This window comes from Corynebacterium marambiense, assembly GCF_016342275.1.
Classification (GTDB): Bacteria; Actinomycetota; Actinomycetes; order Mycobacteriales; family Mycobacteriaceae; genus Corynebacterium; species Corynebacterium marambiense.
This window is the reverse complement of record NZ_JAEIOT010000015.1, coordinates 79925-93069: the sequence shown is the minus strand read 5'-3', so window position 1 is coordinate 93069 and position 13145 is coordinate 79925. Positions and strand designations below refer to the sequence as shown.

Here is a 13145-nt window from a genome sequence, read left to right as displayed (position 1 = left end):
ACGTGAAGGACACGTTGCGCGATATATTCCAGGACAGGCACGGGCTAAACACCGAGGGGCTGGTCGAGATGGCCGTCGCGGTGGGTGTGATCCTCGTCGTGGCCATCAGTATCCAGTGGGCATTGATCATCCTCATCAGGCGGGTCTCCCGGCACGCGATCGAACGCGGGCCCGGCCACTCGCTGTTCGGTGAGTCGGTGGACCTCGTTCCCGAGGGAACGCGTGACCGGGAACGCCGGGAGGCCAGGATCACGACACTGTCGGCCGTGGCGCGTTCCGCCGTCGCGATCTTCGTGTGGACCTGGGCGGGGCTCGCGATCCTCTCCGAACTGGGCGTGCAGGTCGGGCCCCTGGTCGCGTCCGCCGGCGTCGCGGGTGTCGCCCTGGGCTTCGGCGCGCAGTCGCTGGTGAAGGACTTCCTCTCCGGGATCTTCATGCTCATCGAGGACCAGTACGGCGTCGGGGACTCCATCGACGTCGGGGATGCGGTCGGCACGGTCGAGGGCGTCTCCCTGCGGCTGACCACCATCCGCGACGTTGACGGCACCCTGTGGTTCGTCCGCAACGGACTGATCCAGCGGGTCGGTAACTCCACCAAGGGACACGCCGTCGCACGGATTGACGTTCCGGTCGGACTATCGAACGACGTCGAAGAAGCGAAGAAGGCCATCGGGGACGCCGCCCGCGCTGCGGCCGCGGATGAGGGTCTGAAGGACTCCATCCTCAGCGAGCCCGAAGTCGACGGGGTGCACGCGCTGGCGGTGGATCACCTGCTCATCCGGGTCCGGGTAAAAGTCGTCGCCGGTACTCAGTGGGCCACGCGCCGAGAGCTTCTCGGCCGGATCATCACCGACCTGCAAAGACAGGGAATCTCGGTGCCCTACCCCAACGGCATTGGCATCAGCGCCGAGCCGTCTACCACCGCCGGAACCGCGGGCCCGACAGGCCCCACAGTGAAGGAGAACTGACATGGCGGAGAACCAGCCGACCAGCTTCTACGAGGCCGTCGGAGGCGAGGCGACTTTCTCGACGATCGTGCACCGTTTCTACATGCACGTGCGCGACGACGATCTCATCGGGCCGATGTATCCGCACGATGACTGGGAGGGGGCCGAGGCGCGCCTCAAGTGGTTTCTCGCCCAGTACTGGGGCGGCCCGCAGACCTTCAGCGAGAACCGGGGCCATCCCCGGCTCCGGATGCGACACCACCCGTTCTCGATCGGCGTCGCGGAGCGGGACCGCTGGCTGGAGATGATGGCCGCCGCCATCGACACCGTCGACGAGGAGACACTGCCCGCCCCGTACCGCGCGGCACTGTGGGAACACATGGTGCGCGTCGCGGACATGCTGGTCAACCGGTTCGACTGAGCCCCGGCCCGGCGGACACTGCGGTGCCGGATCAGAGCTGGAGTACCGACTGGCGGGTGTTTCGGTAGACGCTACCAAAGGGCGCGTCCACGCGGACCCAGGTTCCCGACGTGGAGACCCGCAGATGACGCGGGATGGACTCCGGGGCCGCGGCACCCGGGATCAGTCCCAGGGAGGTGCAGGTAAACACCATGCGCATCGTTATCTCCGCGGCACCGGCGTCTCCGGAGGAGTCCGCGCCCGCACTGTCGGATGCGGTGACGGTGAGCACCGTCTGGTCGAGCAGGGATTGCGGTGGTCCGAGCGGCCCGGAGAACTGGCGGGCGAGTGCCTGCCCCTGGTCCGCGAGCTGCCGCACGACCGTCACCGGGAGGGTGTCGAGAAGGGCGAAACCGATTGCCGGAGGAAGTGCCCCGGGCCACGCGACGTCACAGGCCGGACCGATCTCGGTGCGCCCCTCGGTGAGGGCGTCCCGGAGGTCCGCGGCCCTCACGACAGCTCCGTCCCGCCCAGCGGTGCCCTCGACCCGGCGGGCGGCGATCACGTCGAACGGGGTGGTGACGAACACGTCGACGGTGCCGTCTGTGTACTGCCGGAAGCGGGCGGAGGCGTCCGCGTCGATGCCGGTGGCCCGTGACAGCAGCGCCCGTAATCCCCCAGCACCGGCGGTGACGGTGAGCGTCTCGGTCACTCGGGTTCCGCCTCCTCCTGCGTCACACTGGCCTCGCCTGTGACGTCGGTGCCAGCCGCGCGGCTGAGCACCTTGAGTTCGTTGGCGGTGATGGCCCGCGGGGTGGAGGTTTTGAGGTCGACGGCGATCTGGACGCACTCGATGATGCAGGCCACGGTGCCGTGCCGGTCGATGATGGACTGGCTCGTGGTGAAGGACGTCCGTCCGACCCGGGTCACCCGGGTCTCAACGACGACGGTGGAGGTGTCCGGGAGGATCGGGCTCATGTAGCTGGCGTCCAACCTGCGGATGAACACGGCGGGAACCTCGTGGCCCCGGCCGATGAACTCCTCGAGCGCGAAAATGTTCCTGGCCTCCTGGGCCAGCTCGATGTAGGCGGCGTTGTTGAGGTGGCCGAAGCGGTCGAAGTCGGACCACCGGACGTGCACCTCTGCGGTATGGACGGGGGTATTGCCGGTGTTGCGGTCACTGCTGTTGGCCATGTGTTCGGGGATCCTTCCGTGCGGTTGGGGTCGCGGACCGTCGGGCTCCCGGCCCGACTAGCGGCCTCTGGGACACCAATCTATACCTGCCGAGGGATCGACACGACGATTTCATTTCAACATCAAAAGCATACTGAACGCCTCCGGCCCCGCACGGTCGGGGGTGTGCCCGATCGTGCGGGGCCGGAGGAGCGAAGCAACGCCGTCGGGCGGCGTCACTGCACCGTGTGCATCAACGGGTGAGCTTGCGGTGCGTCACGCGCGACGGGCGGGCAGCCTCGGCACCGAGGCGCTCAACCTTGTTCTTCTCATACTCCTCGAAGTTGCCCTCGAACCAGAACCACTGTCCCTCGGCGACGTTGCCCTCCCACGCGAGGATGTGGGTACAGGTGCGGTCCAGGAACCAGCGGTCGTGGGAAATGACCACGGCGCAGCCGGGGAACTGCACAAGCGCGTTCTCCAGGGAGGACAGCGTCTCGACATCGAGGTCGTTGGTCGGTTCGTCGAGCAGAATCAGGTTTCCGCCCTGCTTCAGGGTGAGCGCCAGATTCAGGCGGTTCCGCTCACCACCGGAGAGTACCTTCGCCGGCTTCTGCTGATCCGGTCCCTTGAAACCGAACGCCGACAGGTAGGCGCGGGAGGGCATTTCGTTCTGTCCGACGACGATGTGGTCCAGGCCGTCAGAGACGACCTCCCACACCGTCTTCTCACCGTCGATATTCTCGCGGTTCTGGTCAACGTAGGACAACTGCACGGTCTGTCCGACGATGACCTCGCCGGAGTCCGGTTCCTCCAACCCGACGATCGTCTTGAACAGCGTGGACTTACCGACACCGTTCGGACCGATGACACCGACGATGCCGTTGCGGGGCAGCGTGAACGAGAGATCCTTGATCAGGACACGCCCGTCGAAGCCCTTGGTCAGGTTCTTCGCCTCGACGACCTGACTACCCAGGCGCGGCGGGGTCGGGATCTGGATCTCCTCGAAGTCGAGCTTCTTGTACTTCTCCGCCTCGGTGGCCATCTCCTCGTAGCGCGCGAGACGGGCCTTGTTCTTGGCCTGCCGTGCTTTCGCACCGGAACGGACCCAGGCCAGCTCCTCCTTGAGGCGCTTCTGCAGCTTCTGGTCCTTCTTACCGGCGACCTCAAGGCGCTTGGCCTTGGTCTCCAGGTAGGTGGAATAGTTGCCCTCGTAGGGGTACAGCTTGCCGCGATCGACCTCACAGATCCACTGGGCGACATGATCCAGGAAATACCGGTCGTGGGTGACGGCGAGAACGGCGCCGGGGTACTTGGCCAGGTGCTGCTCCAGCCAGAGCACACTCTCAGCGTCGAGGTGGTTGGTGGGCTCGTCGAGGAGCAGCAAGTCCGGTTCAGACAACAGCAGCTTCGCCAGCGCGACACGACGTCGCTCACCCCCGGAGAGGTGGGTGACGGGTTCATCACCGGGCGGGCAGCGCAGGGCGTCGAGTGCCTGATCGATCTTGGAGTCGATCTCCCAGGCATCAGCGGCATCCAGATCCTCCTGTAGCTTGCCGAACTCCTCCATCAGCTCATCGGTGTAATCGGTGGCCATCTGCTCCGCAACCGCCTCATAGCGCTGCTTCTTCTCGAAGATCTCGCCGAGCCCTTCCTCGACGTTCTCCCGGACGGTCTTCTCCTCGTTCAGCGGCGGCTCCTGCAGCAGAATGCCGACGGTGGAGCCCGGATCGATAAATGCCTCACCGTTCGACGGCTGGTCGAGTCCCGCCATGATCTTCAGAATCGATGACTTGCCGGCACCGTTCGGGCCGACGACGCCGATCTTGGCGCCGGGGTAGAAGGCCATGGTGACGTTATCAAGAATGACTTTGTCCCCGTGTGCTTTACGCACGCTCTTCATCGTGTAGATGAACTCGCCCATGTTTGTCCCTTAGTGCTTTCTACTAGATTGCGGTCCTGCCCCACGAGGTTACCCCACGGGCCCCGGAGACCCCGAGGAACACGGGCTTCCACCGACGTCGTCGAACCCGGGTACGGAAGCCACCTGTCAGAACGGGGGATCCGCTTCGGCGTCCCCACCGGCGCCTGCCCCGACGAGCCGTCTGCCGGCCTTGGGATGTGAATCGCCTTCATCACCACCGCCGCGGGGAGTCGACCCACCTTCGGATGGCTCGACGCAGTGCGTGGGAACGCATCCCGAGGTCACCCATCCTCCAGCCAACGGCTCGGCGACGATCTCGCCCCCGGGCGCCGCCGCCGTGGTGAGGTAGCGATTCAGATCCGGGCCGATGTGGCTGGCCTTCACGACGATCCGGGACCGGTTCGTCTCCGTGTCCGCATCGGTCCACGTTTCCAGGATCACGGTCCCGACGACGAGGACGCTCATCCCCTTGCGGAGGCACCGACGCGCATGCTCAGCCAATCTGCCCCAGCACTGCACCTCGATCCAGAGCGTGTCGTAGTCGATCCAGGTCCCCTCCTTCTCGCCGGGACGCCGTCGGTTGGCGCAGAGCCGGAACTTGGTAACCCCATTGCGCTCATTCACGCCGTGGTAGGTGGGGTCCGCCCCGATGTTTCCGGTGAGGGTGAAACTGTGCTGGGCCATGTGGGTGGCTCCTTTCGGGAGTGTCTGCCGTGTCAGGTACACCGACACCCTCACACCGACCCCGCACGCTTCACCGGACCGAAACCCGGTCACTGTGTACAGAAACTGCCCGCACGCGGTTACCCACAGACCCAGGCACGCGCCCTAGCGGTCGTCACCCGACCGCTTCCGGCTGCCCGACGTACTGATGTCCCGTTCGTAGTACTCATCGAAGTAGTTCTCCCCGGCGTTCACCTTGGCGAGCATCTCGTTGTACGCGGTCATATCCTCATCATCGGTGGCATCCGCGCGGCGGTCGTAAATCCGCATCTCACGGCGATCATGCCGCCACCACTCCAAGAGGACCGCCCCGAAAATGATCAACAGCGGGAACTGGCCAGAGGCCCACGCGATACCGCCACCGACATTCTGGTCCTTCAACAGGTCAATCTCCCAGGGCAGGCCGAGTGTGGAATAGAAGTCGTACGCGAGCACGGTCTGCATCTGCATCAGCGTCACGCCGAAGAACATGTGGAACGGCAGGGAGAAGAACAACCACGCCCCCTTGCCCATCGGGCTGCGTTGCACCGGAACCGGGTCGACCCCGATCAGCTCCCAGTAGTACATGAAGCCTGACCACAGGAACACCACGTTCATCGTGAGGTGCCCGGCATGCTCGGTCACCGCGACGTCGTAAAGCGGGGTCAGGTAGAGAATGTAGAACAGGACGACGAACTGGATCGTATTCACCGCAGGATGGGTGAGGAACCGGACCGCCGGATTGTCGATGGCGACGAGCAGCCACTCCCGCGGCCCCGGCTCGTCCGGACCGCCGGGTTCGAGGGCCGCCAGGAACAGGGTGAACGGGCCCCCCAGCACCCAGAACACCGGAACCCCCATCGTGAGGATCATGTGCCCGATCATGTGCATCGAGAACGTCGCCGGCATGTTCAGCCCGATACCCGAGCACATCGTGAGCACCAACATCAGGTTTCCGAGTTGGAACCAGACGGTGCGGATGACGGGCCAGTCCATGCCCCGTTGGTGCAGGCGGTACACCGCCCAGGCGTATCCGACCGCGAGGATCACACCGAGCGAACCGAAGACGATGTCGAAACGCCACATCGTCCACACGTTCCACAGGGTCGGCTCCTCGAAGAGCTTGTAGCCGAGCTGGATGTCCATCGTATTCAAGTCCGCCGACCGCGGCGGTGGAGGCGGCGTCCGCCCGAGAGAGACGGCAACGCCGGTAATCGCCGCCATCACGAGAACCTCCACCGCGGCAACCCGACGGAACAGCGAATGGTTCGAGGGGTCCCGCCTGATCGCCGGAAGCGTGGCTTTCCGGTGGACATAGCCGAAGAGAGCAAGGACCACCACGCCGACGGTCTTCGCCGTAATGAGCCAGCCGTATCCGGTGGTCAACCAGTCCGACCACTGGATCCGGATCGCCGCGTTGATGAGCCCGGACACGGTCATCACTGCAACGGCGAGCAGAGCGATCACCGAGTAGCGCGCCACCGCGAGATCCATTCGGGTTCCCCGCCGACGACCGTGCGCGATGAGCGCCATCAGACCCCCGACCCACAGCGTCATGAACAGCAGATGCCACAGGTAGGAGTTGGTTCCGTAGTCATGATCACCACCGGTGGCGGAGTGGCCCTCAAGTCCGAGTGGAACCACCATGCAGATCGAGCCCAGTAGAAGGAACGGCTGCATCATCCAGCGGCTGGACAAGAACCCGACCACTGCAGTGGACAACGCGATCACAGCCACCGCCAGCCACGCCAGGGAGGTTGAAACCTGGCTGACCGCAATCGCCCAGTTCCCGGGTCGTAGTGCCGTGGACAGCGGCTCTCCCGACACATCCGAGAGATACATCGGGATCAGGAGCAGTGCGATCATCCCGACGCACGCCGCAGCGACCGTTCCGGTACGGGCGGCGATCGACCCGTCAACACCGAGCCGTGCCGCGTAGAGGTTGTCCCGGGTCACCCGGTCGGCATCCGACTCCGCAGCCATCTCCTCATCAACATCCGGGACATCATCGACGATGTTCCGGGTGGTATCCCCCACCCCATCGAGGCGCCGGAGGTGTCGTTGTCCGGAGGCATCCTCCGCCGCGCGGATCTCCCGGATCTCACCGGTGGACAGGGGGCGGGTGACGGGTGACGTGAGGAATGAACTGAACAGGAACGAACCGACCGACAGGGAGATAAGCATCACCGCCGCCGCCCGGAGCAACGGAAGACCTGCGGTCGTGGCGGGACCGGGATCAGGGATGCCCAGAGCGGCCAGAGACTCCCCCAGGAACCCCCACGAAATGACCGCGCCCACCACTCCGGCGGTCAGGAAGAAAAGAAGATATAGTCCGGCCGATCCGCGGACCCGCCGCCCAGATCCACGATGCTCCCGGGAAACACTGCTGTCCGAACCAGGGGAAACCGGGGCCACCGCGGTATCGGCTGCGGCGTCGGAGGCTCCGTTCGGGGAACTGTCGGGTTGTGCATCCATGGCTACAGCGTATCGCTGTCCAGGCACTCCCCCTAGCCGTGCACACAACCACGGGGGTTTGGTACCCCGGCCCCCCGGTGAGGTAAAGTCACGCAGCGGAAGCCCCCGGATAACACCCCGTTCCGATGGGCTCCACGCCTCCGTAGCTCAGTGGATTAGAGCATCCGGCTTCTATCCGGCTGGTCGCAGGTTCGAATCCTGCCGGGGGCACCGTTCGGGACAACCCAGGAACCACCGCATGCGGTTCCTGGGTTGTCTGTTTTCCACTCAGCGACACACCACACCTGATTGCGCCTGATGGCGCACCGTTTCGCGGACGAACACCACCCACCAAAGGGGGTTACTCCGTGGTTCACACGGCGCCACCCCCTTGTCGTGTATCGGCTACCCCCGCTCCGTCATCCCGACGGGCAAAGCCCGCAAACAGCGGATACTACTCGGCGGTGAAGATGATGATGCTCTTGGCACTGCCCAGGGGACACATGCGAAGAGGAACCCGAAGAAACCAACGGCGCCGACAGCTTCGCCGCCACCGTTGATGAAGTCTCCGGGCCTGTACCGCGGTCACCGGCGGCGCAGGCCCAAGGAACCACTCCGAGTGGCGCCGTCCGTGTCACCCCTACTGCTGGAACCGTGCTTGCCCTCCAAAGAATCGGTATCGCAGAACGAATCAGCATTCCCGGCGCCGTCACCGTTTCCCCAACTGTGCGCAGCTCCACGGGAACCCGCGGGACTCCGACAGTTAGAGACAACCTCGCGGACGTTGTCGTAGCTGCCGTCGTCCGTGGGCTCTACACCGAACCGCCGATCCTGAGGAGCCGAATGACGCTCCATCTTCCTGACCAATCGAACCCTCGATCTAGACACCTGTTCGTGCTTCGGTGGCACTGGCGGGAACGGTCATCACCACCGGCATCACCATGGCGGCGACGAGAACAAGGAACCTATTTCAGACACTCATGGAAGAAACCCCTAGCTGTTCCCCTCCGACTTGATCGCGTTTCAGCAACAACGTGGCCAAATCGACGAACAACAGACCTCCTATACAGCTCCACGGGTGCTCCGCCAGTGTTTCAGTCATTTCTTTCTTATCGCACACAAATGCAGGTTTTACCCCAGCCTGGCCGACGGCTGCAGGTTTGCCCCTGACCTTCCGCGGGATCACCACCACTGTGGTCTGTAGGTACGATAAACCGAGTCAACCCGTTTTCGTTTCGCGCAGTCCTCCCCCGAAGGAGCCCCCATGGCTTTACCCTCCCCCCGAAAAGACGCCCGAGCCCTCGTCACCGGGGCGAGTCAGGGTATCGGAATGGCGATGGCACGAGACCTGGCGAGACTCGGGCACAACCTCATTCTCGTCGCCAGACGGGAGGACGTGCTTCGTACATTCGCCGACGAACTCGAAACCACCCATCGGGTCACCGTCGATGTCCGCCCCTGCGATCTCGCAGACCCCGAAGCCCGCAAGACCTTAATCGACGAAATCACGGATCTCGAGATCGACATCATCATCAACTCAGCAGGCATCGCCAGTTTCGGCGCGTTCATGGATCAGGACTGGACGTACGAAACCACCCAGTTCCAGTTGAATGCGGCAGCGGTCTTTGAGCTGACCCGGGCTGTTCTACCGGGCATGCTCGAGCGCAAGAGCGGCGCCATCTGCAACGTCGGCTCAGCCGCCGGCAACATGCCAATCCCAAACAACGCAACCTATGTGTTCACCAAGGCCGGCGTCAACGCTTTCACCGAGGCACTCCACTACGAGCTGCGGGGCACCGGAGTCACCTGCACCCTCCTCGCCCCCGGCCCGGTCCGGGATGCGGTGATCGACGAAGCCGACAAGTCCATCGTCGACAAGGTCGTCCCCGATTTCCTCTGGACCACCTACGAGTCATGCTCTCGGGAAACCCTCCGGGCGATGTCCGGCAATAGGCGGCGGGTTGTCCCGGGCCCCTTGGGGAAGGCCATGGACCGCATCAGCGCCGTCATGCCGACGGCCATCAGCGCCCCTATCATGGGGTCGTTCTACAAGAAGATGGGTTAAACAGTGAACAACAGCGGCAACACAGATCTGGGCACCGTCCCGGCGAAGAACGATCGCCTCGTCTGGATCGACCTTGAGATGACCGGTCTGGATCCGGAAAAGCACGTGATTGTTGAGGTCGCTGCGGTCGTCACCGATGCGAACCTCAACATCATCGGCGAAGGAATCGACCTCGTGGTTCACGCCACGGAAGAGGAACTGTCACAAATGGACGGCTACGTGTCCGAAATGCACCGGGCGTCGGGCCTCACCGACGAGATTCGGGCGTCGACAGTCAGCCTCAAGGAATCCGAAAATGCAGTACTCGAACTGATCGCAACCCACTGCGATCCCGAACACCCCGCGCCCCTGGCCGGTAATTCCATCGCCACCGACCGCGCTTTCATCAGGGCACACATGCCGCTTCTCGACGCCGCACTGCACTACCGCATGGTCGATGTCTCATCAATCAAGGAACTAGCCCGCCGCTGGTACCCACGGGTCTACTACCGACAGCCAGAAAAGGGGATGTCCCACCGTGCCCTCGCGGACATCACCGAGTCAATCCGCGAGCTCGACTACTATCGGCGAGCTATCTTCGTAGCGCAACCAGGCCCGGACACGGACGATACCCACGCCGCTGCCGACGCATCCATCCGCGCCTTCGCCCCATTTTTGTAAAACGCCGACCCTGGGTTAAGATATCCCTCGCTGCTCACGGTTAGGGAAACCGACAGTGCGTTCAGCAATGGTGGCTGTAGTTCAGCTGGTAGAGCACCAGGTTGTGATCCTGGGTGTCGCGGGTTCGAGTCCCGTCAGCCACCCCCAAGTAGAAGAGGCCCCCGGCTTAGCCGGGGGCCTCTTCCGTGTTGTAGCACTGCTAAAAATCTGTACACTTCGGAACGTCCACACAATGGACCCGTCAGTCACGGATGGTTGGTCAAGCCCCCAGGAATGGAGCGGTAGTGAGAATTGGGATCGTCGGTGCCGGTATCGGGGGATTGTGCGCTGCGGTGGGGCTCCAGGCCAGCGGCCATGCGGTCACGGTCTGTGAACGGCGACTCACCTCCGCTTCCAGTGGGACTGGCCTAACCCTATTCACCAACTCATTGACTGCCCTAGACTCACTCGGAATCGGTGAACAGGTCCGGGCGATCAGTACCGCCAGTCGGCCTAAAACATCGAGCATCCGGATACCGGATGGGCGCTATCTCGTCTCAATGAACACAGCTACAACTCCTCGACTTGCAGCGCTTCACCGCGCCGACCTCCACCAACTGCTTGCTCAGGCGCTTCTCCCCGGAACCATACGGCACGGAGTGACCGCGGAGGTCGATACCGAAGGTCGTCCGACACTCACCGTAGATTCCGACCAGGAGACCTTCGATCTCGTCATCGCCGCAGACGGTATCCACAGCAACGCCAGGTGCCGGTGGCAGCTGGACCACGGGTTACGCCACGCCGGGTACAGTGCACTGCGTGCTGTGACACACCTTAAACGTTCCGCCGTAGACCATCTCAGTGAAACCCTGGGCCGTGGCGCCCGGTTCGGCATCATACCGCTCACTGGTGACCGGGTCTACTGGTACGCCACGGTCTCAACGGGTATCACCGCCGGTCACGATGGCTTTCTCGACCAGTTCAGGAACTGGCACGATCCCATTCCCGCCATCCTCTCGAACACCGACCCTGAAACGGTGCTACACCATGAGATTCACGATCTGACCGCACTCCCCCGGACATTCATGCGTGGACGGGGTGTTCTCCTGGGCGATGCGGCGCACGCCATGACACCCGACATCGGGCAGGGCGCTGGACAAGCCATTGAAGATGCTGCCACTCTCACGGCTCTCCTTCACCGACTCCCGGATCCCACGGACCCGCTTTTCCCCGCAGCCCTAGATCAGGCCCTCCGACATTACAGCGAGTGCAGAAGGCCCCGGGTACGTCACATATGGAAACAATCGCGGAGAACAGGATTCATAAACCAGAGTGCCAACCCGGTGACCGCCCGCCTCCGCAACGCCGCCTACGCCGTAGCGCCTTCAAAAGTCGTCCAGAAAACGATCAACGGTCTTACTCGATGGGAGTTACCGGCTACGGAGTCGCTGGCCAGGAACGGACGCAAGCCCTCCGGTAGGTAGGCTCCCGACTCTCGGACGGTTATCCACATCACTTCCGAGGACAGGTCTCAGGGGAATTACTCGGCGTTGTCTTAGATGCCCTACGGAAGTAGCCCCGAGGCAACTGGCGAATGCCACAATAGGGAACCACACAGCCAGGCAACGCGGAAAACCAATAGCTCGTGGGATTAGCCCTCACGATCCAGACACCATGCTGCGGGCAGATGCAGATTCCAGTCGGTGTTGAGGACTCGTCGGGGTTTTCCGCCGGCGTAATGGGGTGTGATGGGGTTTGTGGTGATTCTCTGGCCTGCCGTTGTTTCTCATTACCCCTGATAGTTTGAAAAGAACATCCCCGCGCAGGCGGGGACAACAGCTTGATCATCGTCAGCCGAGATCAACCTTCGGGACCATCCCCGCGCAGGCGGGGACAACCATTGTGTAACTTGGCGACAGTATCGAAGGCGAGGACCATCCCCGCGCAGGCGGGGACAACGCTTTTTTACCAGCGGAAACAGTGGTCCGGGTGCCAGTTTACCTTCACTTGGGTTTTCTCGTTCCCCGCATCCGGTTTCTCCGCCACCCTGATTGTGGGTGTCTCGTTGACATCGGCGCATGTAATCGCCCTGGAGAGATGAAGGCTCGGCGCAGGCTCTGGTTCGAGGACATCATGTTCCAGACCGGCCAGTTCCTCAGCACCATGTTCCAGGCCGCAAGAATGCGCGTGTGCCGTGGTCGTCCCGGTTTCTCGGGTTCCCCACTGATACGGGTCCGGTGTCGTCCCGTCTCAGGTGGTGCGGCACTACACGATCTCGGCTCCGGCGTTTTTCATGTCGGTGAGTGCTTGCGCTTCGGTGTCGGGGTGTACGGGTGAGCAGAGGTCGGTGAGTACCCGCACGGTAAAGCCCTCTTTGAGGGCGTCGAGGACGGTGGCTTTGACGCAGTAGTCGGTGGCTATACCGGTGATGTCGAGGTCTGTGATTCCTTTGTCGCGGAGCCACTCGGCCATGGTGGTGATGTCGTCGGTGGCGGCGTGTCCTTCGAAGCCGGAGTACGCGGCGGTGTATTCGCCTTTCCGGAAGATCTGGTGCAGGGTTTCTTCGTCGATGGCGGGGTGGAAGTCGGCTCCTCCGGTTCCGACGACGCAGTGCACGGGCCAGGAGTCGATGTAGTCGGGGTTGTCGGAGAAGTGTGTTCCGGGGTCGATGTGCCAGTCCTGCGTTGCGACGATCGCGTCGTATCCGTTGTCGGGGTCCCGTTGGAGGCGGGCGATCTGTTCGGCGACGATGTTTCCGCGCTCTGTTCCCAGGGCCCCTCCGGGGCAGAAGTCGTTTTGGACGTCGACGATGACGAGTGCGCGCATGCTGTTGTCTCGCTT

11 protein-coding genes and 2 tRNA genes are annotated in these 13145 nt (G+C 63.3%); 7 read left to right on the top strand and 6 right to left on the bottom strand.

Annotated elements, in window-relative coordinates:
* Nucleotides 1-2 precede the first annotated feature (2 nt).
* Together JDV76_RS10765 and JDV76_RS10760 are read left to right on the top strand one after the other, a co-directional pair.
* On the top strand, nucleotides 3-968 hold the full coding sequence (locus JDV76_RS10765) for a mechanosensitive ion channel family protein (protein ID WP_248140969.1): 966 nt from the start codon (nucleotides 3-5) through the stop codon (nucleotides 966-968).
* Nucleotide 969: 1 nt separating this feature from the next.
* Nucleotides 970-1368 carry a globin gene (locus tag JDV76_RS10760; RefSeq protein WP_198736896.1) on the top strand — a complete coding sequence of 133 codons (399 nt, stop codon included), beginning with the start codon at nucleotides 970-972 and terminating at the stop codon, nucleotides 1366-1368.
* A gap of 31 nt (nucleotides 1369-1399) precedes the next feature.
* Here JDV76_RS10760 and JDV76_RS10755 read toward each other — a convergent pair whose 3' ends face one another.
* The 5 genes from JDV76_RS10755 to JDV76_RS10735 form a co-directional block, all read right to left on the bottom strand.
* The gene (locus JDV76_RS10755; RefSeq protein ID WP_198736895.1) at nucleotides 1400-2059 is read right to left on the bottom strand and encodes a DUF8185 domain-containing protein; all 660 of its coding nucleotides are present in this window, start codon (nucleotides 2057-2059) and stop codon (nucleotides 1400-1402) included.
* On the bottom strand, nucleotides 2056-2541 hold the full coding sequence (locus JDV76_RS10750) for an acyl-CoA thioesterase (protein ID WP_198736894.1): 486 nt from the start codon (nucleotides 2539-2541) through the stop codon (nucleotides 2056-2058). Before JDV76_RS10750 ends, JDV76_RS10755 begins: the two co-directional genes overlap by 4 nt.
* Before the next feature lie 232 nt (nucleotides 2542-2773).
* Nucleotides 2774-4444 (bottom strand): energy-dependent translational throttle protein EttA, encoded by a 1671-nt coding sequence (ettA, locus tag JDV76_RS10745; protein ID WP_198736893.1) that lies wholly within the window; start codon nucleotides 4442-4444, stop codon nucleotides 2774-2776.
* 126 nt (nucleotides 4445-4570) lie between these two features.
* Nucleotides 4571-5128 carry a single-stranded DNA-binding protein gene (locus tag JDV76_RS10740; protein ID WP_198736892.1) on the bottom strand — a complete coding sequence of 186 codons (558 nt, stop codon included), beginning with the start codon at nucleotides 5126-5128 and terminating at the stop codon, nucleotides 4571-4573.
* A 144-nt stretch (nucleotides 5129-5272) separates the two neighbouring features.
* Nucleotides 5273-7621, bottom strand: coding sequence for a bifunctional copper resistance protein CopD/cytochrome c oxidase assembly protein (locus tag JDV76_RS10735; protein ID WP_198736891.1), 2349 nt, complete (start codon nucleotides 7619-7621; stop codon nucleotides 5273-5275).
* A 136-nt stretch (nucleotides 7622-7757) separates the two neighbouring features.
* Here JDV76_RS10735 and JDV76_RS10730 point away from each other — a divergent pair.
* The 5 genes from JDV76_RS10730 to JDV76_RS10710 all read left to right on the top strand — a co-directional run bounded on the left by JDV76_RS10730 (nucleotide 7758) and on the right by JDV76_RS10710 (nucleotide 11788).
* Nucleotides 7758-7831: transfer RNA gene (locus tag JDV76_RS10730), tRNA-Arg, on the top strand.
* Between the two features lie 1033 nt (nucleotides 7832-8864).
* A complete protein-coding gene (cmrA, locus tag JDV76_RS10725) occupies nucleotides 8865-9665 on the top strand; it encodes a mycolate reductase (RefSeq protein WP_198736890.1) in 801 nt (266 codons plus the stop codon).
* 3 nt (nucleotides 9666-9668) lie between these two features.
* Complete coding sequence (gene orn, locus JDV76_RS10720) at nucleotides 9669-10325, top strand: oligoribonuclease (RefSeq protein ID WP_336244259.1); 657 nt, start codon at nucleotides 9669-9671, stop codon at nucleotides 10323-10325.
* A gap of 70 nt (nucleotides 10326-10395) precedes the next feature.
* Nucleotides 10396-10468 (top strand) — tRNA-His (locus JDV76_RS10715).
* A gap of 141 nt (nucleotides 10469-10609) precedes the next feature.
* A complete protein-coding gene (locus JDV76_RS10710) occupies nucleotides 10610-11788 on the top strand; it encodes an FAD-dependent monooxygenase (protein WP_198736889.1) in 1179 nt (392 codons plus the stop codon).
* A 781-nt stretch (nucleotides 11789-12569) separates the two neighbouring features.
* Here JDV76_RS10710 and JDV76_RS10705 read toward each other — a convergent pair.
* Complete coding sequence (locus JDV76_RS10705) at nucleotides 12570-13130, bottom strand: nicotinamidase (protein WP_198736888.1); 561 nt, start codon at nucleotides 13128-13130, stop codon at nucleotides 12570-12572.
* Nucleotides 13131-13145: the final 15 nt, after the last annotated feature.

Coding starts and splice junctions, on each gene's coding strand:
- JDV76_RS10705 (WP_198736888.1), bottom strand. CDS start 13,130: ATGCGCGCACTCGTCATCGTCGACGTCCAAAACGACTTCTGCCCCGGA.
- cmrA (WP_198736890.1), top strand. CDS start 8,865: ATGGCTTTACCCTCCCCCCGAAAAGACGCCCGAGCCCTCGTCACCGGG.
- ettA (WP_198736893.1), bottom strand. CDS start 4,444: ATGGGCGAGTTCATCTACACGATGAAGAGCGTGCGTAAAGCACACGGG.
- JDV76_RS10740 (WP_198736892.1), bottom strand. CDS start 5,128: ATGGCCCAGCACAGTTTCACCCTCACCGGAAACATCGGGGCGGACCCC.
- JDV76_RS10735 (WP_198736891.1), bottom strand. CDS start 7,621: ATGGATGCACAACCCGACAGTTCCCCGAACGGAGCCTCCGACGCCGCA.
- JDV76_RS10750 (WP_198736894.1), bottom strand. CDS start 2,541: ATGGCCAACAGCAGTGACCGCAACACCGGCAATACCCCCGTCCATACC.
- JDV76_RS10760 (WP_198736896.1), top strand. CDS start 970: ATGGCGGAGAACCAGCCGACCAGCTTCTACGAGGCCGTCGGAGGCGAG.